The following is a 22,600-nucleotide window of genomic DNA, read 5'->3' on the forward strand; positions in this document are numbered from 1 at the left end:
CTACTCCGTTCCGGTCGGCTCGTCGAGGGCGGCGAGGAGGGCGGCGGTGTGGGCCTCGGCCCGCGTCATGCCGCCCGGCGCGGCGGGGCCCTTGCCGGGCACGGCGTAGAGGTTCGGGCGACCCGGGGCGTGCTCTCGGGTGACCCAGGAGCGCCAGTCGGCAGCCCAGGCATCCGCCGGCCTCGGCTTGAAGTCGGCACGGTGCGCACGCCACTTCGCGTCGGCTGCCTCCAGGCCCTGCTTGCCGAGGCGATCGAGGTGTCCCTGCTGGCGGGTCCAGGCGTGGGTGGCAGGGTCGACCTGCCACTCGGCAGCCGAGAGGACGGCAGCACCACCACTGCTGTACCTACGGTTCAAATCCGGTTCACTACGGTTCTGTGTGCCGGTTTCCGGTACATCGCTGTGCCGGTTTCCGGTACGTCGAGGTGCCGGTTTCCGTCGGGACCTGCCGGTTTCCGGTACTGCCGGTTTCCGGACCTGCGCGGGGGATTCCGGCACCTCACGCGGGCGGATTCCAAACCGGCGCAGAGCTGAGAGCCGGAGTTTCAGAGGGGCAGCGGGCTCGTCTGACGCCGTGTCGCTGTCCCCCTCGTCACCCTGCTGCTGCGCTCGCAGAGCCTGTGCGACCGCTACGGCGGCGAGAGGCAGGCGGTAGACCTTGCTGCGTTGAGGGCCGACGAGGTCGTCGAGCTGCTCCAGCTCACCGGCGTCGACCAGGCGGTCGATGGCCTCGCGCACCGTGGACACGGAAGCGCGCGTGCGCTTCGCCAGGCTGGACAGCGAGGCCCAGGAGACGCACTGGTCGTCGGCCACCCGGTCGGCGATCGACAGCAGGACCAGGCGCGCGGTTCCCCGGCTGGAGCTGTGCTCCCACACCCACTCGCGGGCTTCGCCGCTCATCGGCCGCTCCCGATGAGCGGGTGGGGCCGGCGGTGCGCCGGGGCCGGGATGGTGTGGTCCGGCTCGGGGCGCTGAAGTGCCGAGACTGAGGTGGCTGCCGCGCAGGCCAGGCGGAAGGGCCTTTTGTGCAGGGCAGGAGACATGCGATACTCCCCTTTGCAGTGTTGCCACGCTGGTGCGCCCCTGGAAGGACTCAGCGTGGTGATGGTGGGCAATCTCCGCCCTTGCCGGGGCGGACGTGCCACTTAGCGTTCGGCGTCCGGGAGTTACCGCTCTCGGGCGCCGTCGCTGTTTTACGGGACCTACTCGGTCCGGTCCGTGCTCGCGGGCTCCTCACGTCCGTCGTTGCGGGCGCGCTGCCCGGGGACGACGAACATACGCACGGAGCGGTGTCAAGATCCAGACTTGGTTCTTAAACTCTGTACTGATTGCAGAGAGTCACGGCGCGATCTACCGCCGGAGCCGCCTGTGGGGCTCCATGCGGGTCGCCCTCCGGCGTCGAGGAGCACCGTTGCCGCGGTTGCCCCGAACGCCGAGATGACGTCATTGTGTCCGGATTTAAGTGGGTGTCTGGTATTCCCTGCGACGGAAATGCGATGTGGACGAGGAGTTTCCACTGCCGCCTCCACGCTTTCCGGTCGAAGATCAAAATGCCTGTGCGCCAGACGTGGCGCATGCCGCTGGGCGAATGTGGCTCACGCCACGTCGCCCGGCGTGCTCCTGCCGATAAAACGGACAGGCCGACCTGAAACAGACGGGGCACGCCACGCAGAGACGTGCTGGCGAGGAAGAACTTTCCATACCCGGGATCGGCTCGTCAACTGGTGTTTATCGCGAGGTAGAGTGGCTGAAGTGACTACGGAGCCCGCCCAGGAAAGGATCATGAAAGAGCCGACCGAAGGCCAGGTGAACCCCAAGGGGCTCATGGACCGCCTAAACCGCCTGTTCGATACGGTGCACCCGCCCGATCGTGGCCCCTTCAGTAACGCTGAAGTGGCCGAACTGATGGAGAAGCGGGGCCTGGGCAAGCTGTCGGCCCAGTACCTGTGGCTGCTTCGGACGGGGCAGCGCGATAACCCGACGAAGCGTCACCTCGAAGCGCTCGCAGGGTTTTTCGGGGTGGATCCCGCTTATTGGTTCGACGATGCCGTCGCTGAAAAGACCGTGCAGGAGCTTGAGTTGCTCGCATTGCTTCGCGACGCGAAGATCAAGAACGTTCTTCTTCGCCTATCTGACGTCTCCGCGGACGGAAAAGATGCCGTCCTGGGGATCGTCGAGAGCGTCCGAAAATCCGAGGGGTTGCCGCCCTCAACTGGCGCGTAAAACGGCCTTAGTTCAGTAAGTGATCAAGGAAAAGTAATGTGGTCCGCACGTAGGCTGCGCCGGCCTGACCTTCTGGCCGAGCTGCAGCTCCCGCACGTCACCAATATCCGCGATCTCAGCGACGAGGTCTCCCGCCGTACCAGACGGAAGGTGGTCCTAGAGCCCCGCGAGCAGGCGCCCTCGGTGTGCGGGGCATGCGCCGTCACGGAGAGTGCCGTCCACGTGTTCTACGACCCGCGGACCAGCTCCCTGCACCAAGACCACATCATCGCCCACGAGTTCAGCCACCTCCTGCTCGGCCACCACGAGAACCGCCCGGCGTCCGCGCTGGCCCCGACCTTCATCACCAGCGTGGACCCGGCCACCGTGCAGATGATGCTGGGGCGCACCAAGTACGAGGAGGACGAGGAGCGGGACACCGAACTCCTCGCTTCGCTGCTCCAGCGCCGGATCATCGACCGGTGGCTGCGCAGCGACGAGTCCTCTGGAGACGAGGTGCAGGACCGGGTGACGCACACGCTGCTGCGCCGACGGGAGGCCCGGCCGTGAAGGACCTGCTCCATCCGATCAGCCTCGTCGTCGCCACGCTCGGCTTCCTCTGCCTCCTGCGGGACGTGCCGACCCGCCGCCGAGACCCCGCCTCCACCGCGCTGGCCGCCGTCTTCATGCTGTCAGGACTGTCGTTCCTGTTCTCCATCACACCGATGTGGAACTACCTCGACCGAGTCCTCGGCACCGTCAACCTCTCCGTGCCCCTCGCGCAAGGCTGCGTGGTCGCGCTCCTGGCCTGCCAGCAGGTGGTCCTCACGTACTGGGGCTCCCCGCCCGAAGTCGCCCGCCGGTGGAGTCGCCGGTGGATCGGAGCCGGCTTCGCGGTGATCGCCGGGCTGCTGGTGCTGTTCGCCCTGCTGACGCCCAGCGCGCCTCATCCGATCGACTTCACGCTCTACTACGCGCACGACGACTGGTACGCCGCGTACCTCACCCTGTACGTCTCGGCCTACACCATCGGGGAGCTGTTCCTGGCCCGCGCCTGTTGGCGCCTGGCCCGCCGCAGCACCCGCGGGTCTGTCCGTGTCGGCCTGCGCATCGTCGCCCTCGGGGCCACCGTCACCCTCGGATACAGCGCGGTCCGCATCGGCAACGTGATCGCCGGCGCCTTCGACACCTCCCTAGCAGACTGGGAGGGCTTCGCCTGGACCTGCGGCGATGTCGGCGCCATGCTCACGCTCATCGGCTGGCTCGTGCCCACCATCAGCGACCAGGCCCAGAGCGTCCAGTACCGGATCAAGCAGTACCGCAGCTACTACGGCCTGCGCCCCCTGTGGCTGGCCTTCTACAGCGAGGCACCCGAGATCGAGCTGCCGATCGACAGGGTCGACCCGGCCCAGAGGCGCCGCTTCCGCCGCATCTCGATCCGGCTCTACCGCCGAGCAGTCGAGATCCGGGACGGCCGGTTCGTGATCCGCCAGTACCTCGACGCCTCCGTCCGCGAGGCCAGCGAAGCCCGTCACCGGGCCCGAGGGCTTCACGGAAAGGATCTGTCCGCGGCTGTCACGGCGGACCAGATCCTCGCCGGAATCGCCGCCAGGGCCGCAGGCACCCGCCCGGAGCCCGACCAGCTCACCGAGTTCGCCGACTCCGGACGCCAAACCAGCCGGCCCATGGACGACATCGACGCTCTCCTCGACGTCGCTCGCCACCTGCCCCGCCAGCCCGCACGAGCCCCCCACCTTGAGCGAGTCTCCGCATGACGACCGACCTCACCCACCAGCCCGCCCACGTCCAGCTCCAGGCCCTGGACCGCCGCGAGATCTCCAGCCGCGAGCTGCTCGACCTCCACCTCGCCCGGATCGACGCCAGCCACGTCAACGCCGTTGTCACCCGCGACGACGACGCGGCCAGGAACGCCGCGCGAGCAGCAGACGAACGCCGCGCCCGCAACGAGAGCAGCGGGACCCTCGATGGCCTTCCCCTCACGATCAAGGACAGCTTCGAGACGGCCGGCCTGCGCACCACCAGCGGCGCCGAGGATCTGGCGGATCACGTCCCCGCACGCGACGCCGATGCGGTCGCCCGGCTTCGCCACCAAGGTGCCGTGATCATGGGCAAGACGAATACCCCGAAGTACTGCCAGGACCTGCACACCGACAACAGCCTGTTCGGTCGCACGCTCAACCCCCACGATCCTGAGCGCACCGTCGGCGGCTCCTCCGGCGGCCCCGCCGCCGCAGTCGCTGCCCACCTGACCCCCGCCGACCTTGGCAGCGACCTCGCCGGGTCACTGAGGCTTCCAGCTCACTACTGCGGCGTCTACGGCCTGCGCCCCACGCAAGGACTCGTCCCGGCTCGCGGCCACATCCCCCGCCCACCGGGATGGATCACGAGCAGCGACATGGTCACCCCGGGCCCCCTGGCACGCCACCCCCGCGACCTCGACCTGTTCCTCGACGCGCTGACGACACCGTCACCCGCCGAGAACAGCCCCTGGCTCGTGAGGCTGCCCACGGCGCGCTGCGCAGTCGGCCAGCTCCGCGTAGCGGTGTGGGCCGAGGACGCGAGCTGCCCCGTAGACCGTGAAACTGCCGATGCTCTCGCCGCCGTCGAGCAGGCACTGGCCTCCTCGGGCACGAACGTCCGCCGCACCACGGGACCGGTTGGCTTCGCTGGCTCTCTCCGCCTTTTCGAGCAGCTCCTCCATGCCACCGCGACGGCCGCCACCGACGACGAAGCTGGAGCGGCCGAACTCGCGGCGGCGCGTGACCTGCACGAGGATGACGCGAGCCCACGGGCCACCTTCCTCCGCCACCGAACGCAGACACACCGTGCCTGGCTCCGCGCCAGCGAGGAGCGCCTCCGGCTTCGGGAGACGTGGCACCGGTTCTTCGCCGACGCCGAACACGATGTCCTCATCACCCCCGCCGCGCCCACCGCGGCGATCCCGGCCGGCACCCGCGCTCTCAGGGTCGACGGCGTCGAGCGGAGCTTCTTCGACCAGACCGGCTGGGCCAACCTCACCAGCCACGTTGGTCTGCCCAGCCTGGTCATGCCTGTTGCGCGAAACGCGAGCGGTCTCCCGATCGGCGTGCAGCTCGTCGGTCCGGCGCACTCGGACCGGACCCTGCTCGCAATGGCCGAAGACCTGGGTTCGCTTCTCAGAGCGACTGCCGGGGGACTCGGCTTGTGATGATGCTGGCAGTCAAGGGTTTCCCTGTCACGTTGAAGTGTCTGGAATCTTTGAGTCGTGACAGCGGTACCTGGGAGGACGGGCAGCGAGTGCAGTGGGGCCTTCTGAACCGCGAACGCCGCGGCACCTGGTCCTGGTGCTCCATCATTACGACGGTCTGAACAAGGTGCGCGCGATTCTGCAGTCGTCGGTCGGAGCACTGGCGGCCCAGGCCCTCGACCGGGTGTAGCGGCACGGCACCACGGCTTCAGCCGTCATCTACCGCCGTACGCAGAGAAGGGCCGGCCCATCGAGGCGCCGGTCCCTCTTTGTGGCCACTCAGCCGAGGTAGTCGGCCAGTCACGCTCCAGCGCGGCCTTCGGCTTGGCGCCGACGATCGTCTGCACAACCTCGCCGCCCTTGTAGACGTTCATCGTCGGGATCGACATCACGCCGTACTTCACGGCGGTGTCCGGGTTCTCGTCGATGTTGAGCTTGACGATCTCGATGGCGTCGCCGTGCTCGGCCGCGATCGCCTCCAGGGAAGGGGTGAGCTGGCGGCACGGGCCGCACCAAGCCGCCCAGAAGTCGACGAGCACGGGCTTGTCGCTGCCCAGGACGTCCTGCTCGAAGGATTCGTCGGTGACGTTCTTGAGGGCCATGCGGGTCTCCTCGTAGGGGTGGGGCGGGTGCCGTCAGACGGCGGCGACGGCCGCAGCCGACTCGGGTGCGTCGGCGAGGGCGGCGAGGTACCGCTCAGCGTCCAGCGCCGCAGCGCAGCCGGAGCCGGCCGCGGTGATGGCCTGCCGGTAGGTGTGGTCGACGACGTCTCCCGCACCGAAGACGCCGGGGATGCTCGTGCGCGTCGACGGCGAGGCGACCTTCAGGTAGCCCTCGGAGTCGAGCTCCAGCTGGCCCTTGAAGAGCTCGGTGCGCGGGTCGTGGCCGATCGCGATGAACAGGCCGGTCACGTCCAGGTCGCGGGTCTTGCCGGTGAAGGCGTCGCGCAGCACGACGCCGGCGAGCTTGCCGCCCTTCTCCTTGATCTCGGCGATCTCGCTGTCGAAGGCGAAGGATATCTTGTCGTCGGCGAAGGCGCGGTTCTGCATGACCTGGGAGGCACGCAGGGTGGAGCGGCGATGGACGACGGTGACCGAGCGGGCAAAGCGGGTAAGGAAGGTGGCTTCCTCCATGGCGGTGTCGCCACCGCCGACGACCACGATGTCGCGGTCGCGGAAGAAGAAGCCGTCGCAGGTGGCGCACCAGGACACGCCCCGCCCGGACAGCTCGTCCTCCTTGGGCAGGCCGAGCTTGCGGTAGCCGGACCCGGTCGCGACGATCACGGCCTTCGCGCGGTGGACCGTGCCCGCGGTGTCCGTGACGGCCTTGATGTCCCCGGTCAGGTCGACCTCGACGATGTCGTCGTCGACCATCTCGGCGCCGAAGCGTTCGGCCTGGGCCCGCATGTTCTCCATGAGGACCGGGCCGTCGACGCCCTCGGGGAAACCGGGGAAGTTCTCGACCTCGGTGGTCGTGGTAAGGGCCCGCCGACGAAGATCGCGCCGCCGAAGACGAGCGGCTTGAGTTCGGCGCGGGCGGTGTAGAGGGCGGCGGTGTATCCGGCGGGGCCGGAGCCTATGACGATGACCTCGCGGACGTCCGTGCTCGTGCTCATGAAGTCGGCTCCGGCGCGATCTCCTTGATCAAGCCCTCGATGAGCACCTTGATCTCGTCCCGGATCGGACGCACGGCCTCGACACCCTGGCCCGCCGGGTCCTCCAGCTGCCAGTCCAGGTACCGCTTGCCCGGGAAGACCGGGCAGGTGTCGCCGCAGCCCATGGTGATGCAGACGTCAGACTCCTTCACCGCGTCCACGGTGAGCATCTTCGGCACCTCTGCGGAGATGTCGATGCCGACCTCGGCCATGGCCTCGACCGCGGCCGGGTTGACGCCGGCGCCCGGGTTAGAGCCGGCGGAACGGACCTCGACGCGGTCCCCGGCCAGGTGGGTCAGCCACGCGGCGGCCATCTGGGAACGGCCGGCGTTGTGGACACAGACGAAGAGCACGGAGGGCTTGTCGGACATCAGGAGGTCTCTCTTGTCTCACGACGGCATCAGGCGCAGATGACTTCAGCACCCGGTGGTGTCAGCCACCACTGATGTGAGAGTATCAGTCCATGATGACGTCAGTCGACACTGATCTGATGCGAGTCCTCGCCGACCCGCTCCGCCTCCAGATCGTCACCCTCCTCGCCAAGGAGACGCTCTGCTCCACGCACCTGATCGAAGAGACCGGTGCCAAGCAGACCAACGTCTCCAACCACCTGAGAGTGCTGCGCGAGGCCGGGGTGGTCGAGACAGAGCCGTGCGGCCGGTACACGTACTACCGGCTGCGCCCGGACGTCATCGCCCAGCTCGCAGGTCAGTTCGCCGACCTGGCCGAATCCGCTCGCAATGCCGCCGAGAACAAGAGGGCCTGCCCGTGACCCCCACCGAAACAGCCGCGACGACCGAGGAGTCCTCGGTCGTCGCGAAGCTGTCGACGCTCGACCGCTTTCTCGCCGTATGGATCCTGCTCGCCATGGCCCTCGGCCTCGGCCTGGGCAGGCTCATCCCCGGCTTGAACGACGCCCTCGCCAAGGTCGAGATCGGAGGCATCTCCCTGCCGATCGCCGTCGGGCTGCTGATCATGATGTATCCGGTCCTGGCCAAGGTCCGTTACGACAAGCTCGACGCCGTCACCGGCGACCGCAAGCTCATGGTCTCGTCGCTGGTCATCAACTGGATCGTCGGCCCGGCGGTGATGTTCGCACTGGCCTGGATCTTCCTGCCGGACCTGCCCGAGTACCGCACCGGCCTGATCATTGTCGGCCTCGCCCGCTGCATCGCCATGGTCATCATCTGGAATGACCTCGCCTGCGGCGACCGCGAGGCCGCGGCCGTCCTGGTCGCGCTGAACTCGGTCTTCCAGGTTCTGGCGTTCGGCCTGCTCGGCTGGTTCTACCTCGACATCCTGCCCGGCTGGCTCAACCTGGGCGACGGCGAGCACCTCGACATCTCCATGTGGAAGATCGCCCTGAACGTCGTCATCTTCCTTGGCATCCCGCTGCTGGCCGGGTTCCTCACCCGCCGCATCGGCGAGAAGAAGCTCGGCCAGGAGAAGTACGAGTCCAACTTCCTTCCGAAGATCGGCCCCTGGGCCCTGTACGGACTGCTCTTCACGATCGTCATCCTCTTCGCCCTGCAGGGGAAGACGATCACCTCGCAGCCCCTCGACGTGGCCCGCATCGCGCTGCCGCTGCTCGTGTACTTCGCGATCATGTGGTTCGGCACCTTCGCCCTCGGCAAGGTCATCGGCCTCGCCTACGACCGCACCGCCACCCTCGCCTTCACCGCGGCCGGCAACAACTTCGAGCTGGCCATCGCGGTCGCCATCGCCACCTTCGGCGTCACCTCCGGCCAGGCTCTGTCCGGCGTCGTCGGCCCGCTCGCCGAGGTCCCGGTCCTGGTAGCGCTGGTGTACGTCTCCCTGGCCTGGCGGCGGAAGTTCAGCGCCGCCCAGCAGCTCACACCGGCACGGCAGGAGGACTGATGCACTGCCTGGACTGCTACAGCGGTGGACGGCAGACGCCGGCGATAGGCGTCTGCCGCCAGTGTGGGGCAGCTGCCTGCGCCCAGCACGTCCAGATGGGGCAGCAGTCCCTGACCGGTACCAAGCCGATCAATCGCGCGGTTACCGTCGACCCGCCCGTACGACGGCTGTTGTGCCGGGCCTGTTCCGCGGCCCATCAGGCGTACGCCGATTGCTGCCCGCAGTCCGCCAACACCGCCCGGACCTCGTGACCGGCGGCGGCCGGACGCAGGTGGTGGTGATCGGCGGCGGCCAGGCCGGGCTCGCCGCCGGCTACCACCTGCGCCGCCTCGGTGTGGACTTCGTCATCCTCGACGCCCAGTCCACGCCGGGCGGTGCCTGGCGGCACGCCTGGGACTCCCTGCACCTGTTCTCCCCGGCCGCGTACTCCTCCCTGCCGGGTCGCCCGATGCCGCTACAGGCGGGGCAGACGTATCCGGACGCAGGCCACGTGGTCGACTACCTGACCGAGTACGAGCGGCGGTACGACCTTCCGGTGCACCGCCCCGTACGCGTCACCGGGGTCCACCGCGACGGCGCGTTCCTGCGGGTCGAGACGGACGTGGGCCTCTGGCGAGCCCGGGCCGTCATCAGCGCCACCGGCACCTGGTGGCGCCCCTTCCTCCCCGCCGTCCCCGGCCGGGCGGACTTCCGCGGGCGCCAGCTGCACACCGTCGACTACCGCAGCCCGCACGACTTCGCGGGACAGCGGATCGTCGTGGTCGGCGGCGGCAACTCCGGCGCGCAGATCGCCGCCGACCTGGCCTACGAGACGGAGTTGACCTGGGTGACCCAGCGTCCGCCCCGCTTCCTCGCCGACGACATCGACGGCCGAGCCCTCTTCGACGCGGCCACCGCCCGCCGCCGCGCTCTCGAAGAAGGCCGAACCGACACGGGAGGCGTTGCGTCACTGGGCGACATCGTCGCCGTGCCGCCTGTCCGGGAGGCTCGCGACGCCGGACGGCTGAAGGCGGCACCCATGTTCGTACGCCTCGACCGCGACGGAGTCGTCTGGGCCGACGGCACGCGCGCGCCGGCCGATGCGGTCATCTGGTGCACCGGCTTCCGCCCGGCACTCTCCCACCTGGCACCGCTGGGACTGCGCGGGATTCGCGGCCACATCGCCACCGAGGGGACGCGGGCCGTGGACGAGCCGCGGGTGCAGCTGCTCGGCTACGGCGACTGGACCGGCCCAGCCTCCGCCACCCTCATCGGCGTCGGGCGTCCTGCCCGCGAGGCCGCCCGCAACATCGCCGGGCTGCTCGCGTAGGACCCGACCGGCCCGAGGCCCCCCGGACCCAGCGGCAGCGGCTCGTGTGTCGGGCCGTCTGCAGGAACGGCCCCGCGTCGTCAGCGGAAGCGGACAATCACGTCGCTGGCGCTACGGGGGGCGCGGGCGTTCACGGTTCAGACCGCGGCCGGGGCGATGGTCAGCAGCTTGCCCATCGCGGCCAGCACCGACGGCTCGACCCGGTAGTAGACCCACGTGCCGCGCCGCTCGGAGGTGAGCAGCCCGGCCTCCTTGAGCTTCTTCAGGTGATGGGAAACGGTCGGCTGCGAGACGCCGACGTCGGAGATGTCGCACACGCACGCCTCACCGCCCTCGTGCGAGGCCACGGCGGAGAACAGTCGCAGTCGTACCGGGTCGCCGAGCGCCTTGAACATTCGCGCGGCAGTCTCGGCCTCCTCCGCCGTGAACGGGCGCTCGGTGAGCGGCGGGCAGCACGGCGCCGCAGCCTCGCTGGGGCCGGGGTCCAGCAGCGGCAGCAAGTTCGTATTCGACATGCATCTATGTTGACACATGTCGAACCAGTGGGGCGAGGGGCGGACGGCCTCAGGCGCGGGTCAGGTAGGCGGCGATGCGCTGCGCAGCCCGGGCGGCATCCCTGCCGACCCCGCGCAGGGAGTTCGACGACAGGCTGCGCTGCCACTCCAGCCCGACGTACGCCAACCCTGCGTGCGTCAGTGACATCCCCTCCCGGTGGCGAGGGTGCCCTGTGACATCGAGGGCGCCTAGCGGGGTGAGGTAGTTCAGGTCGGGTCGGTAGCCGGTGGCCAGCGCGATGGCGTCCACCTCCTCCGCGCTTCCGTCGGCCCAGGTGACCTTGGTGCCGTCGATCCCGGTGAACACCGGGCGCCGGTCCGGTCGTCCGGAGGTGACGGCGGCCCGGTAGCGGCCGTCGTCGATGACCAGCTGGGTCGGCGGCGCGGAAAGGAACCGGCCGGCCGGCAGAGTGTCGAGCCCGCTGTGGGCCAGCCACCAGTGCAGGTCCCGGCCCAAGATGCGCTGCCGGGCGAACCGCACCGGATGCCGCGCCGCGAGCGTCACCCGAGCTCGCTCGGCGAGCTCGGCGGCGATCTGCACCGCGGAGTTCCCGGCGCCGACGACCAAGACCCGTTGCCCGTCGAACGGCTCGGGCGCGCGGTAGTCGGCGGCGTGCAGCAAGGTTCCGGTGTAGGTATCTAGCCCCGGAAGGTCCGGCTGGTGGGGGTGGCCGAAGGTGCCGGTCGCCGCGATCACGGCGCGTGCCGCCAGCTGCCCGCCGCCCTCCAGGTCCAATGTGAACGCGCCGCCTTCGAGGCGGACTTCACGTACCCGGGTCCGGGTACGGATGTCGGCGTCCAGCTTGTCGGCGCAGCGCAGTAGATAGGCGACGACCTCGTCGCGGTGCGGGTAGCGGTCCGGGTCGCCGCCGAACGGCAGCCCGGGCAGGGAGCTGTACCGGGCCGGCGAGAAGAGGGTGAGGCTGTTGTAGTAGCGCGGCCACGAACCTGCCGCCCGCTCCGACGCCTCCAGTACCACCGGCTGAAGCCCCTGCCCGCGAAGGGCGTGCGCGGCGGCCAGCCCGGACTGGCCACCACCGATCACTGCGACATCGACCTGTTCCACGATCTCTACCCCCTGGATTTGATGAATGTCTATGTTGACGCTCATCAATACAGGTGCCATGCTGGGTCGCGCAAGCCATCGACGAATGTCGAAGCAAAGGGGAATCTTGTGAACGCGCCCACCACCGACCAGCTGCCCGTCGTGGTCGTCGGAGCCGGCCCGATCGGCCTGGCCGCCGCCGCCCGCCTCATCGAGCGCGGCCTCGAACCGCTCGTCCTGGAAGCCGGGCCGTCAGCCGGCACCTCCGTACGGGCCTGGTCGCACGTGCGGTTGTTCTCCCCCTGGGCTGAGGTCAGCGACCCGGCCGCGGAGAAGCTCCTTGCCCCGACTGGCTGGGTCCGTCCCGACGGCACCGCCTACCCCACCGGCGGCGACTGGGCCGAGCACTACTTGCAGCCGCTCGCCGACGTCCTCGGCGACAAGGTCCGCTACGGCGCCACAGTCACCGGGATCGCACGCGCGGGCCGTGACCGCATCGTCGACTCCGGCCGCGACGAGCAGCCCTTCACCGTCCACATCCAGCTCGCCGACGGCCGCGAGGAGCTTCTTGCCGCCCGCGCCGTCATCGACGCCTCCGGCACCTGGTCCACCCCCAGCCCGATGGGCGCCGACGGCCTGCCCGCCCTCGGCGAGAAGGCAGCCGCCGACCGCATCTCCTACCAGGTCCCCGACCTGGGCGACATGGCCGTACGCGCCCGGTACGCGGGCAAGCGCACCGCCGTGATCGGCTCCGGTGCCTCCGCCTTCACCGCCCTCGCCTACCTCGCCGACCTGGCCAAGGAGGAGGATGGGACCCACGCCGCGTGGATCCTGCGCCGCGGCATCGGCGCGAGCACCTACGGCGGTGGCGAGGCGGACGAGCTGCCCGCGCGCGGCGCGCTGGGCCTGCGCGCCAAGGCGGCCGTCGAGGCTGGCCACGCGAGCGCGGTTACCGGCTTCCGTACACAGGCTGTGGAACGTGACGGCGACCGGCTCGTCCTCGTCGCCGAGGACGGCCGCCGCCTTGACCCGGTCGACGAGGTCATCGTCCTGACCGGCTTCCGACCCGACCTGTCCTTCCTCTCCGAGCTCCGCCTCGGCCTCGACGAGCGTCTCCAGGCCCCCACCGCGCTGGCCCCGCTGATCGACCCGAACGTGCATTCCTGTGGCACGGTCTACCCGCACGGCGTGAACGAGCTCTCCCACCCGGAGAAGGGCGTCTACCTGGTGGGCATGAAGTCCTACGGCCGCGCGCCCACGTTCCTCGCAATGACCGGCTACGAACAGGTCCGCTCCATCACGGCGGCGATCGCCGGCGACCAGGAGGCCGCCGAGCGCGTCGAGCTGACCCTGCCGGAGACCGGTGTATGCGGCGGCGCGGGCCTGTTCGACGACCCCGACGCCGCCCAGAGCAGCGACGGCGGCGGATGCTGCGCCGCGCCCGCCACCCTCCAGATCGGCATCGGCGCCCCGGCAACCACCTCCGGCGGCTGCTGAACTCCCCACCCACCCCAGGAGGTTCGCCATGTCCCGCGTACAGCTCGCCCTCCGCGTCCCGGATCTCAACGCGTCCATCGCCTTCTACAGCAAGCTGTTCGGCACCGAACCCGCCAAACTCCGCGACGGCTACGCCAACTTCGCCATCACTGAACCCCCGCTCAAGCTCGTCCTCATCGAGGGCACCGCGGGTGAGGCGACCCGCATGGATCACCTCGGGGTGGAGGTCGAGACGACCGAGGCGGTCCACGCCGCCACCGCGCGCCTGGGCGACGCGGGCCTGGTCACCGACGTCGAGAACGACACCACCTGCTGCTACGCCCTCCAGGACAAGGTCTGGGTCCACGGCCCCGGCCAGGAGCCCTGGGAGGTGTACGTCGTCAAGGCCGACGCCGACTCCCTGGCCAAGCAGCAGGACAGCACCTGCTGCACCGGCCCGGCCGAGGCCGACACCGGCTCCAAGGAACCGGTCGCTGCGGGCGGCTGCTGCTGATCCGCCGATGACCAACCTCCACACCAGCGAGGCCGTGACCGGCGCGGGGGACCGGTCACGGCCTCGTGCCGCCCTGCCTACCCTCTGCGTCACCCAGATCACCAGCTGGGGAATCGTCTACTACGCGTTCCCCGTCCTGAACCCCGAGATCACGCAGGCGACAAACTGGCCGGCAGGAGCGACCACCGCGGCGTTCTCGCTCGGCCTGGTCATCTCCGCGCTCGCCGGTATCCGGGTGGGGAGGATGCTCGACCGGCGCGGTCCGCGAACCGTCATGACGGCAGGCTCAGCCCTTGGCGCCGCCAGCCTGCTTGTGGTGGCTACGGCCCCCAACCTGCCTATGTTCTTTGCCGGTTGGGCGCTGGCCGGAGTCGCGATGGCCGCCACGTTCTACCAGCCCGCGTTCGCCGCCCTCACTCGCTGGTGGGCCCCGGACCACGTCCGGGCCCTGACGATCGTCACCCTCGCCGGCGGTCTGGCCTCCACTGTCTTCGCACCCCTGACGGCCCTGCTCGCCGACCACCTGTCCTGGCGGCACACCTACCTCGTGCTGGCCGGGATCCTCACGGCAGTCACCATCCCCGCCCACGCCCTCGCGCTGCGAGCGCCCTGGCCGGACGCCCCGTCCAGTCCTGCGCACGCCGCCGCAGGCGCGGCCCCGGTGGTGCGCAGCCGACCGTTCCTGCTGCTTGCAGGCGTCTTCGCCCTGTCGTCCTTCGCGATGTACGCCGTCGTCGTCGCCCTCGTACCGCTCCTGCTGGAACGCGGGTACACCACCAGCCAGGCAGCATGGGCGCTCGGACTCGGTGGCGCCGGACAAACCCTCGGCCGCACCCTGTACGCCACTCTCGCCCGACGCACCGCCGTGGCCACGCGCACGACGACCCTGATCGCCGCCGGCGGCATCACCACCGTCGCCTTCGCCGCCGTACCCGGGCCATACGCCCTGCTCATTGTCGTGTCGCTCGCGGCGGGCATGGTCCGCGGCAACCTCACCCTGCTCCAAGCCACCGCCATCACCGACCGCTGGGGGGCCACTCACTACGGACGCCTCTCCGGTCTCCTCGCAGCGCCGGCAACCACCGCCGCAGCCCTGGCTCCCTTTGCCGGTGCCGTGCTCGCCGCGCCACTCGGCGGATACAGCCGCCTCTTCGTGCTCCTCGCCGTCACCTCCATGGCCACCGCAGTCACCGCGCCCTGGACTGCTCCTGCCAAAGACAACCCGTCCGGAGCGCCGCACCGCTGACAGACCCGCGCGGTGCCCGCCTGAGCCTTGCTCGTAACCCCAGGTGCCGCACCGTCCGGGCGCAGCGGGATGACGTTTCCCGGGGCGGGTTGGTCTTGGCAAGTGGAGTCCCGAAGGGTGTCCTGCGTGTGCGGCCGTCAGTTCATGCGGCGGAAGGAAGTCGTTCTCACCTCAAGGGCCGCCAGGCCGCCCCGTCGTGCCAGCGGTTAGGCATGCGTACTGGGCGAGGAGGCTCTCGGCTCGCGCTAGATCCTCAGGGGTGTCCACCGCTACGCCGTCGTCCAGGACAGGGACCATCTGCGCGGCGTGGCCGTGTTCGACGAAGCGCAGCATCTCCACTCCCTCGGCGCGCTCCAGGGGCCCTTGCGGGAGCTGTCGAAAGCGTTGGAGAGCTGGGCCGGTGAAGCCGTAGAGGCCCAGTTGGCGGAGGTACTTCGGTCGGTCGCCCTTCGGATAGGGAATGGGCTGGCGCGAGAACATCAGGGCCTCGCCTTGGGCCGAGACAACGACCTTGACGACGTTGTGGTCCAGGACGGCGCCGACGTCGACCAGTTCGGTGTACGCGTTCACGGCGAACGCGCCCGGCGGCAGGCACTCCAGGGCCTCGGAGGTGGCGTCGATGGCGGCCGGCGAGATGAACGGCTCGTCGCCCTGGACGTTGATGTACGCCTCGGCCGGCAGGCGCTCGGCGACCTCCGCGACGCGGTCGGTGCCGGTGAGGTGCTCTCCGGTACGGATGTACTCGATGCCCAGCTGGCGGCACGCCGCTTCGATGCGTTCGTCGTCGGTCGCCACGATGGCGCCGTCGAGACGTTTGGCCTCCAGGCAGCGCTGGTGGACGTGCCAGAGCAGCGGCTTGTCGCCGAGGCGAGCCAACGGTTTACCGGGAAAGCGCGAAGCGCCCCAGCGGCAGGGTATGACGGCGACGTGCCGGCGCGGTGTGGCGCCGGGATTTAGAGCTGTGGTGGCGGCCACGGCGTCCTCCTGGTGGTCGGGTAGGGGCGGGCCTTCAGGGCAGCAGGGCGAGCTTGGAGCGGACGGTGGGCGAGGCGGCGCTCGTGAACGGCCGCCATTCGTAGCCGTCGACCTCCTCTTCCTGGAGGGTCACCGCGTGCCCTGCGCCGAGAAGGAAGACCCAGCGGAAGTCCACGTGGTGGTGGGCCGGCTCGTCCTTCGAGGGGTTCGCGTCGATGGTGTGCACGTCGATGTCGAGGGGAACGTCCTCGAAGCCGGAGAGGGGAACGACGGCGCTGGGCGGGATGCCTGCCTCCTCGTGCAGTTCGCGCAGGGCGGCGTCGCGCAGGTGCCGGTCATCCGGTTCGTTGTGGCCGCCGGGCGCCAGCAGTTTCCCGGACGCCTTGTGCACGATGTGCAGCACGTGCCGGGCGCCGTTGATGACGATGGCGCTGCATGTCACGTGGGAGGGGAACGTCTTGCGGTTCGTGGGGTCATCTGCGGCGGCGAGCGCGGCGAACAGCAGGGTGAGGGAGTCGCGTTCGTCCGAGTGGCGGGCGAGGTACGCCTCGGCGACGGAGCGGATGTGGTCGACGGAGGGAGGCACTCGGGTCACCTTTCGAAGTGGTGGAGCCAGGTTCTGGCGATGGCGTCGCGGTCGGCCGCCGGCATCTCGTGCAGTCCGGGCTGGAAGCGGGTGTGGCTGAGCGCGGCAGTGGCGGCGAGTATCTCGGCCTGGACGAGATGGATGTACGCGCCGACGGCAGCGCCGTGCACGAAGTTGACGGCACCGCCGTCGGCGAGAACGTAGAAGTAGTGGCCGGTGACCTCGTATCGCGTCAGCTGAGCGCTGACTGGGGCGCGCTGGTAGAGCTCGTCGAGGCTGCCGAGTTCGAGCTCGTCCTCGGACGAGGTCACCGATCCGAGGTAGGCGCCATTGCGCAGGGCTGCGAAGTCGCCCTGCCGCAGGGCGAGGTTGCCGGTGGCGCACAGGACGAGTTCCGCGTCGCTTACGGCCTTGGCGGTGGAGGTGCTGGTGCGGAAGCCGAGGGAGTGCGCCTGAACTCGCTTGACCGGATCGCTGTCATACACGGTGACGCGCAGGTCCTGGGCGCGCAGGGTCTGGGCGATGGCGCGGCCGATCTTGCCGAAGCCGATGACGCAGGCGTTGCGGCTGGTGAGGATGTCCCCGCGGGCGCGGACGAGGGCTTCGGTGGAGAACACGATCGAGCGGCCGACGAGGTGGTCTTCGCAGTCCTTGAGCGGGGAGCGGGCCACCGAGACGACCGGGCACGGCAGTTTGTCGAGAGCGGCGTACCGCTGGTGTCCGTTCTCGGTGTCCTCGACGATGCCGAGGATGCGGCCGGAGAACTTGCCCACGAGTGTGTCGAGGCTTACCGCGAAGTAGCCGCCGATGTCCACCAGGACGACGTCCCGGCCGCCCGCTGTGTCCTCCAGGTAGTCCAGGGCCTGGGTGTTGTCGGTGAACCGTTCTCGGGTCAGGTCGTGGACGGGGAAGGTACGGCGGACGGCGTCGAGGGTCGGCTGGTGGATCGATCGGGGTTTCGGCAGCACGGAGCCGACCGTGGACACCGCGGTCATGGCCCGCAGGAACGCCGGCCGTTCGGGGAGCAGATGCGTGATGACGAGCGTCGTGATCGCGTCGCCGGCGGGGAACTGCGTCGTGATCTGCCGGAAAAAGGCGTCCAGCCGCGCTCGCTCGGGACTCTCCATTGCGTTTCCTCTCGGGCTCCGGGCTCCGGGCCGCGGGGTTACGCGGCTCGGCTGTAGTTGGGGACCTGGGCGGCCAGGGCCTGCATGTGGGCGCGCAGGCCGTTGTGGAGGTCGACTCGCGGCTGCCACCCGAGGACTTCTCGGGCACGGCTGGGGTCGGCGCGGGTTAGGAAGACGTCACCGCTGCGCGCGTGGTCCTGCTGGAGCTGGATGTCGCGGCCGGTGAGGCTGGTGGCAATGTTGATCACTTCCAGCAGCGATGCGTTCGACCCGCCGCCCACGTTGATCGCGCCCTGCGCTGTCGGCACGGTCGCGGCGGCGATCGTGGCGGCGACCACGTCATCGATGTAGGTGAAGTCGCGTCGCTGGTGACCGTCTCCGTACAGGCGAAGCGGCTGTCCGGTCAGAGCGGCCTGCAGGGCGCGGTGGGTGAACATGTCGGCGCGCTGGCGGGGGCCGTAGACGGTGAAGTACCGCAGGGCGACGACGCTGGGACCGGCGGGGCGCTCGGCGTAGGCGAGGCAGAGCTGTTCCTCGGCCAGTTTGGTCACGGCGTACGGGGAGGCCGGCTTCGGACGGTCGGCCTCGACACTCGCGCCGCCGTCGGTCGGCCCGTAGACGCTGGAGGAGGACGCAACGACCAGTCGCGGGACGCCGATGCGGGTGCAGGCTTCCAGGACCCGGTGGGTGGCCAGCACGTTAGACGCGAGGTAGTCGCTGAACTGCGGCCCCCAGGAGGGCCGTACGCCGGGAATGCCGGCGAGGTGGAAGACCGCGTCCGCGTCGATCAAGAGTGGGTCGATCGCGCAGTTGAGGAGGTCGGCGGTGATGTGGTGGTACCCCGGGATACCGCGCAGGGAGGCGAGGTTGGCGATGGCCGTGGCGTCGGCGGAGGGGTCGCGGCGGTCAACGCCGATGACGGTGGTGCCGGCTTGTACGAGGGCGTGTGCGAGGTGGGAGCCGATGAATCCGGCGGAGCCGGTCACCACAGCCCGGCGCGGGGCGGCGGTGGTCGGGTGCTGCTCGTGCTGCGGCACGGGAATCTCCAGGAAGGTGATCGAAGGGAGGAAGTCAGATGAGGCGGGACAGGACGGTTCGGCCGTGCGCGCTCAGGGCGAGGTCGTTCTCCTTGTGGCCCTTGACCAGGGCGGTGGTCGCCTCGATGGCGCCGAAGGACTCCAGAAGGCGCCACTCGGTGTCGGTCAGCGGGCGGCCGTACCCGTCGAGGAAGGCGGTTCGCAGGTGGGGCGCGGCCTGCCAGCGGCGGAATTCGAGCCGGGCGAAGTCGCGGACGCGGGCGTCGCGTCGCATGTGCTCGAAATCGCAGATGCCGAAGGCATCGCCGATCAGCCAGTTGCGCGGCTGGTAGTCGAGGTGGCAGATCGCGCTGTCCATGAGGCTGTTGCCCAGGATGGCCGCGTGGTGCTTCAGCAGGTTCCGCTCGGCCGTGTCGATGAGGCCGACGTGAGCGGCCCGGTCGATCCAGCTCTGGAGGCGTTCGGCGAGCGCGGCGCCGACGGCGTCGCCCTGGGGCATGGCGGTTGCCCGGTGGAGCTTGCCGAGGACGTGGCCGGCCTCGTGATGGGCCAGTTCCTCCTCGGGTGAGCCCGGGGCCGCGGTGTCCGCCCGATCGCCTGCGAGCGCGGTCAGCAGAAGGGTGCGGGTGGCGTCGTCACGGCCGACCAGCTTCGGCGCGTGGCCGGTCAGGTGGGTGCCCCATGTCCGGTAGGCGTGGAGTTCCCTCGCGTATCGGTCGGGCTCGGCGTGCTGTTTGGCGACGAAGTGCTGCCCGTCGTCGGCCACCACGCGCACGACCCGGGGAGGGAGCAGGGGGTCCGGTGCGATCTCGACGGCGCCGAGGAGATCGTGAGCCAGTTGGATCCGGGGGTCGTCCGATGTGGCGATCACGGGGTCGGCTCCGGTGTGAGGAGACTGAGGTGCTCGGTGTCGTTGTGCCGATCGAGCATCCAGCGGGTCTGGCCCAGGCGGTTGCGGTGGTGCTGCCAGCGAGTGATTGAGGCGTGGTTGTGCGTGAAGCCCGCCGGCGAGCCGATCGGGATGTCGAGGAGCAGGGTGTGCGCGGTGATCACCGTCTCTCCGTGGGCGGCGAACACAATGCGCTTCCCCTCGTTCTCCTCGATGAGCTGACTCAGGTTCTTGCTGGCGCGCTTCAGGTACCCGTTCCAGGTGTCGGAGCCAGCGGCCCAGGGAGTGTCGGGGTGCGCATGCGGGCCGCCGTTGGCGGCTGTCTTCACCGCATCCCAAGGTTTGCCGTCGGCATCGCCGTGCACGGGGCCGTCGAGCCGGTCGTCGAAGTGCAGCGGAATCTGGAGCGTCTGGGCGATGATCTCGCCGGTCTGGACGAGGCGAATCCGCGGGCCCGCGTAGACCATGTCGAAGGGCCTCTTCAGATGCTCGGTGGCCAAGCGGCGCGCGGCCTGTTCGGCCTGGGCGTACCCGAGGTTGGTCAGTCCGGTGCAGGTGCGCGGGCCCCCGACGAGGCCGTCGGCGTTGCACTGGGCCTGGCCGTGCCGTACGAATACGAGTTCTGTAGTGATCATGAGGTTCCTCGGAGGTGGGAGCGGAGAGGCCAGCGGTAGCCGTTGCGCCCGACGTACGGGGCGGTCAGGACGGCGTGCAGGGCCAGGAAGTCGTCGAGGCGTCCGCGGTTCGTTGCGTCGAGCCGGGAGCCGTAGCATCCGGCCGCCGTGTTGTACGCGAACAGCGCGGCGTTGACGGCTTGGCCCGTGAGTGGCCCGTACGACAGGTGGAGTGTCGCGATGAGCTTCGCGAGGTCGTATCCCATCGGGGCTAGGGACAGGTCGTCGGTGTCGACGGTGACGATGTCCCCGGCCGCGGTGATGATGAAGTTCCGGGGGTTGCTGTCCTTGTAGAAGGCGAGCGGTCCCTGCGCGGTCTCCTCCAGCAGGCCGAGCATCGCGTACAGGGCCGCCTTGTTCGGCAGGAAGCCCTGCTCGTGGCGTCGCCGGAGCGCGATCTCCCGCGGGCCGAGGTAGTCGTCGAACGGCGTTCCGTCGTTGAAGTGGTGCGGAGTGCCCAGCGATGCCGACTTCAGGTCGCTGCGCCATGCGGCACCGTGCGCGCGGCCCAGCAGTTCCGCCATGCGCGGCAGGTCGTCGGGGCGTACGGAGCGGCCCTCGACCCGCTCGAACGCCAGACTGGCCGGTCCGATCTCGTGAAGGGCCGGCTGCCGCAGCGGCTTCGCGTGCTCTTTGATCCATCGGTAGTGGCGGACAGCTCCCGCCGCGCGCTCCGGTGTCTCGTAGTGCTTGGTGAACGGTGGGAGGGTCATGCCGGCTCCTCCTTCGCCTGCGCGACGACGAAGGTGATGAGGGACCGAGTGGTCAGCGGCTGGTCCGGAAGGAATTCGTGCAAGGTCGCTGCCAGGGCCCCGGGGTTCCCGTACAGGCCGGGCGCAAGGTCGTACTTGGGGTTGGTGGCGAGGTACTGCGCGAGGTGGTCGTGGCCGTCGAAGGTGAAGGCGTGCTCCTCGTCCAGGGTGGCGATCACCTCGAGCGAGGAGGTGGCCAGGGCGGCGAGGTTGCCGCTGTGCGCGGCGGTGTAGAGGCTCTCGTGCTTCTCGGCCCGCGCATCGAGGCCGGCCGCAGCGACCAGCTGGTCCATCTCCCGGTAGCTGTCGAGTCCCTTTGTGACGAGTACGGCCAGGCCCCCGGGGGCCAGAACTTTCGCGATCTGCGCGATGACGTCGTTGGGCCGCGGCGAGTGGTAGAGGCAGAACGCGGCGACGGCGACATCGCACGACCCGGCGGGCAGCGGGAGGTCGTGGAAGTCCCCTTCGACGAATTCCGCCACGGTGTCGGGCAGTTCCTCGGAGCGTGCGCGGGCCTGGACGAGCAGGGCGGGGGCGGCATCCAGTCCGATGACGCGCCGGGGCCTCAGCTGCTCGACGATGGCCAGGGTGCTCGTGCCGCGACCGCAACCGATGTCGAGCACCATGCCGAGGCGGTCCGGATGCGCGTGGTGGGCCTGCACCAAGCTGACGATCGTCTCGGGCACGGGGCGGCCGGACGTCTTCGCGCGCATCAGGGCGCTGGTCCGTCCGGCCAGCCGGGAGGCGTGCCCGTACAGCTCCTGCCGGCGGGCGGGGTCCAGGAACGGGTTGGGCTCGTTCATGCCGCACCCCCGCTCCGGGGGCGCGGGCCGTTCAGGACTGCTCGGCGGCCACCTTCCGCAGCCAGCGGCGCGTCTGGCGCCGGTTGGCCAGCAGGACCACGTCGGCTCGGCCGGCGGCGTACTCCTCGATCTTCGCCATGACCCGGGGTCGCATCTTGCGGCGGTACGTGGCGATGTACTTGATCACGCCCCAGTGGATGCGGTTGTGTACGCCGTTGCCCTTGTGCCCTGCCCCGTGCCGGATCTGCCGGGAGAAGATCCCATACAGGGCCGCCACGGTCGACACGTCCATCAGGATCACCGTGTCGCAGGCTTCGAGCCGCACCGGCAGCGTCGAGTTGTAGTTGCCGTCGATCACCCACCGCGGCTTCGCGACCAGCTCGCGCTGCACCTCGGTGAACTTGTCCATGGGCAGCGCGTTCCACTCGTCGTCGTAGAACGCGGCGTCCAGGTGCGTCACCGGGGCGTCGAGGATCCTGCCCAGTTCGCGGGCCACGTGGGATTTGCCGCTGCCTCCGCAGCCGACGATGGCGACCTTCTTCATGGTGCTCCAGCGTAGAGAGGTTCGAGTGTGCGGCGGAGCCATCCCCCCGGACACGTTCGGATGATCCAGGCGTCAGGGCCTGTCGAGC

The 22,600-nt window shown here is 69.7% G+C and carries 25 protein-coding genes and 1 pseudogene; 11 read left to right on the forward strand and 15 right to left on the reverse strand.

All coding sequences use genetic code 11. The annotated features are described in order from the left end of the window. Positions 1-900, reverse strand: coding sequence for a helix-turn-helix domain-containing protein (locus tag ACH41F_RS12165; protein ID WP_398834773.1), 900 nt, complete (start codon positions 898-900; stop codon positions 1-3). Positions 901-1,782: 882 nt separating this feature from the next. Between ACH41F_RS12165 and ACH41F_RS12170 the strand changes: the two genes are divergently transcribed. The 4 genes from ACH41F_RS12170 to ACH41F_RS12185 are packed head-to-tail and all read left to right on the forward strand — an operon-like array spanning position 1,783 to position 5,410. Continuing rightward, positions 1,783-2,223 carry an XRE family transcriptional regulator gene (locus tag ACH41F_RS12170; protein WP_329439300.1) on the forward strand — a complete coding sequence of 147 codons (441 nt, stop codon included), beginning with the start codon at positions 1,783-1,785 and terminating at the stop codon, positions 2,221-2,223. 36 nt (positions 2,224-2,259) lie between these two features. Beyond that, entirely contained in the window at positions 2,260-2,772 is a 513-nt protein-coding gene (locus ACH41F_RS12175; RefSeq protein WP_304381289.1) for a hypothetical protein, read from the forward strand. Then, positions 2,769-3,977 carry an MAB_1171c family putative transporter gene (locus ACH41F_RS12180; RefSeq protein WP_398834776.1) on the forward strand — a complete coding sequence of 403 codons (1,209 nt, stop codon included), beginning with the start codon at positions 2,769-2,771 and terminating at the stop codon, positions 3,975-3,977. Before ACH41F_RS12175 ends, ACH41F_RS12180 begins: the two co-directional genes overlap by 4 nt. Then, positions 3,974-5,410, forward strand: a complete 1,437-nt coding sequence (locus ACH41F_RS12185; RefSeq protein WP_398834779.1) for an amidase family protein — start codon at positions 3,974-3,976, stop codon at positions 5,408-5,410. Before ACH41F_RS12180 ends, ACH41F_RS12185 begins: the two co-directional genes overlap by 4 nt. 254 nt (positions 5,411-5,664) lie before the next feature. Here ACH41F_RS12185 and trxA read toward each other — a convergent pair whose 3' ends face one another. The 3 genes and pseudogenes from trxA to ACH41F_RS12200 all read right to left on the reverse strand — a co-directional run bounded on the left by trxA (position 5,665) and on the right by ACH41F_RS12200 (position 7,474). Then, positions 5,665-6,051, reverse strand: coding sequence for a thioredoxin (gene trxA / locus ACH41F_RS12190; RefSeq protein ID WP_398834781.1), 387 nt, complete (start codon positions 6,049-6,051; stop codon positions 5,665-5,667). Positions 6,052-6,084: 33 nt separating this feature from the next. Continuing rightward, a pseudogene (gene trxB, locus ACH41F_RS12195) lies at positions 6,085-7,064 on the reverse strand (thioredoxin-disulfide reductase). Beyond that, positions 7,061-7,474 carry an arsenate reductase ArsC gene (locus ACH41F_RS12200; protein ID WP_220648960.1) on the reverse strand — a complete coding sequence of 138 codons (414 nt, stop codon included), beginning with the start codon at positions 7,472-7,474 and terminating at the stop codon, positions 7,061-7,063. The pseudogene trxB and the gene ACH41F_RS12200 overlap by 4 nt, the downstream one beginning before the upstream one ends. A gap of 92 nt (positions 7,475-7,566) precedes the next feature. Here ACH41F_RS12200 and ACH41F_RS12205 point away from each other — a divergent pair, with 92 nt between their 5' ends. Genes ACH41F_RS12205 through ACH41F_RS12220 form a run of 4 tightly spaced genes read left to right on the forward strand, consistent with a single transcriptional unit; the run spans position 7,567 to position 10,290 of the window. Further along, complete coding sequence (locus tag ACH41F_RS12205; protein ID WP_220648961.1) at positions 7,567-7,875, forward strand: helix-turn-helix transcriptional regulator; 309 nt, start codon at positions 7,567-7,569, stop codon at positions 7,873-7,875. Then, positions 7,872-8,981, forward strand: a complete 1,110-nt coding sequence (arsB, locus tag ACH41F_RS12210) for an ACR3 family arsenite efflux transporter (protein ID WP_398834785.1) — start codon at positions 7,872-7,874, stop codon at positions 8,979-8,981. The genes ACH41F_RS12205 and arsB overlap by 4 nt, the downstream gene beginning before the upstream one ends. Further along, positions 8,981-9,232: a DUF2180 family protein gene (locus tag ACH41F_RS12215; protein ID WP_398834788.1), complete on the forward strand. Its 252-nt coding sequence runs from the start codon at positions 8,981-8,983 to the stop codon at positions 9,230-9,232. Before arsB ends, ACH41F_RS12215 begins: the two co-directional genes overlap by 1 nt. Next, positions 9,193-10,290 (forward strand): ArsO family NAD(P)H-dependent flavin-containing monooxygenase, encoded by a 1,098-nt coding sequence (locus tag ACH41F_RS12220; RefSeq protein WP_398834791.1) that lies wholly within the window; start codon positions 9,193-9,195, stop codon positions 10,288-10,290. The genes ACH41F_RS12215 and ACH41F_RS12220 overlap by 40 nt, the downstream gene beginning before the upstream one ends. A gap of 137 nt (positions 10,291-10,427) precedes the next feature. Here the strand turns inward: ACH41F_RS12220 and ACH41F_RS12225 are convergent, their stop codons facing one another. Together ACH41F_RS12225 and ACH41F_RS12230 are read right to left on the reverse strand one after the other, a co-directional pair. Further along, positions 10,428-10,805, reverse strand: a complete 378-nt coding sequence (locus ACH41F_RS12225; RefSeq protein WP_398834794.1) for an ArsR/SmtB family transcription factor — start codon at positions 10,803-10,805, stop codon at positions 10,428-10,430. 49 nt (positions 10,806-10,854) lie between these two features. Next, positions 10,855-11,910: a flavin-containing monooxygenase gene (locus ACH41F_RS12230; RefSeq protein WP_398835372.1), complete on the reverse strand. Its 1,056-nt coding sequence runs from the start codon at positions 11,908-11,910 to the stop codon at positions 10,855-10,857. A gap of 108 nt (positions 11,911-12,018) precedes the next feature. On the opposite strand from ACH41F_RS12230, the gene ACH41F_RS12235 reads away from it, so the two are divergent. The 3 genes from ACH41F_RS12235 to ACH41F_RS12245 are packed head-to-tail and all read left to right on the forward strand — an operon-like array spanning position 12,019 to position 15,125. Continuing rightward, a complete protein-coding gene (locus ACH41F_RS12235) occupies positions 12,019-13,386 on the forward strand; it encodes an FAD-dependent oxidoreductase (protein ID WP_398834797.1) in 1,368 nt (455 codons plus the stop codon). A 28-nt stretch (positions 13,387-13,414) separates the two neighbouring features. Further along, a complete protein-coding gene (locus tag ACH41F_RS12240) occupies positions 13,415-13,879 on the forward strand; it encodes an ArsI/CadI family heavy metal resistance metalloenzyme (protein ID WP_398834800.1) in 465 nt (154 codons plus the stop codon). Positions 13,880-13,886: 7 nt separating this feature from the next. Beyond that, on the forward strand, positions 13,887-15,125 hold the full coding sequence (locus ACH41F_RS12245) for an MFS transporter (protein WP_398834803.1): 1,239 nt from the start codon (positions 13,887-13,889) through the stop codon (positions 15,123-15,125). A gap of 171 nt (positions 15,126-15,296) precedes the next feature. Here the strand turns inward: ACH41F_RS12245 and ACH41F_RS12250 are convergent, their stop codons facing one another. Genes ACH41F_RS12250 through ACH41F_RS12290 form a run of 9 tightly spaced genes read right to left on the reverse strand, consistent with a single transcriptional unit; the run spans position 15,297 to position 22,512 of the window. Then, positions 15,297-16,100 (reverse strand): 3-deoxy-manno-octulosonate cytidylyltransferase, encoded by an 804-nt coding sequence (locus ACH41F_RS12250; protein ID WP_398834805.1) that lies wholly within the window; start codon positions 16,098-16,100, stop codon positions 15,297-15,299. Between the two features lie 34 nt (positions 16,101-16,134). After that, positions 16,135-16,686 carry an NUDIX domain-containing protein gene (locus ACH41F_RS12255; protein ID WP_358714605.1) on the reverse strand — a complete coding sequence of 184 codons (552 nt, stop codon included), beginning with the start codon at positions 16,684-16,686 and terminating at the stop codon, positions 16,135-16,137. Between the two features lie 5 nt (positions 16,687-16,691). Beyond that, entirely contained in the window at positions 16,692-17,813 is a 1,122-nt protein-coding gene (locus tag ACH41F_RS12260; RefSeq protein WP_358714604.1) for an adenosylhomocysteinase, read from the reverse strand. Positions 17,814-17,851: 38 nt separating this feature from the next. Beyond that, on the reverse strand, positions 17,852-18,850 hold the full coding sequence (locus tag ACH41F_RS12265) for an NAD-dependent epimerase/dehydratase family protein (protein WP_398834809.1): 999 nt from the start codon (positions 18,848-18,850) through the stop codon (positions 17,852-17,854). 34 nt (positions 18,851-18,884) lie between these two features. Next, complete coding sequence (locus tag ACH41F_RS12270; RefSeq protein WP_398834812.1) at positions 18,885-19,721, reverse strand: aminoglycoside phosphotransferase; 837 nt, start codon at positions 19,719-19,721, stop codon at positions 18,885-18,887. Next, entirely contained in the window at positions 19,718-20,374 is a 657-nt protein-coding gene (locus ACH41F_RS12275; RefSeq protein WP_398834815.1) for a histidine phosphatase family protein, read from the reverse strand. Before ACH41F_RS12275 ends, ACH41F_RS12270 begins: the two co-directional genes overlap by 4 nt. Beyond that, the gene (locus ACH41F_RS12280; RefSeq protein WP_398834817.1) at positions 20,371-21,126 is read right to left on the reverse strand and encodes a phosphotransferase; all 756 of its coding nucleotides are present in this window, start codon (positions 21,124-21,126) and stop codon (positions 20,371-20,373) included. Before ACH41F_RS12280 ends, ACH41F_RS12275 begins: the two co-directional genes overlap by 4 nt. Then, complete coding sequence (locus ACH41F_RS12285) at positions 21,123-21,968, reverse strand: class I SAM-dependent methyltransferase (protein WP_398834820.1); 846 nt, start codon at positions 21,966-21,968, stop codon at positions 21,123-21,125. The genes ACH41F_RS12280 and ACH41F_RS12285 overlap by 4 nt, the downstream gene beginning before the upstream one ends. A gap of 31 nt (positions 21,969-21,999) precedes the next feature. After that, the gene (locus tag ACH41F_RS12290; protein ID WP_398834823.1) at positions 22,000-22,512 is read right to left on the reverse strand and encodes a topology modulation protein; all 513 of its coding nucleotides are present in this window, start codon (positions 22,510-22,512) and stop codon (positions 22,000-22,002) included. Positions 22,513-22,600 lie beyond the last annotated feature (88 nt).

Source organism: Streptomyces sp. NPDC020489 (genome assembly GCF_044386545.1).
Classification (GTDB): domain Bacteria; phylum Actinomycetota; class Actinomycetes; order Streptomycetales; family Streptomycetaceae; genus Streptomyces.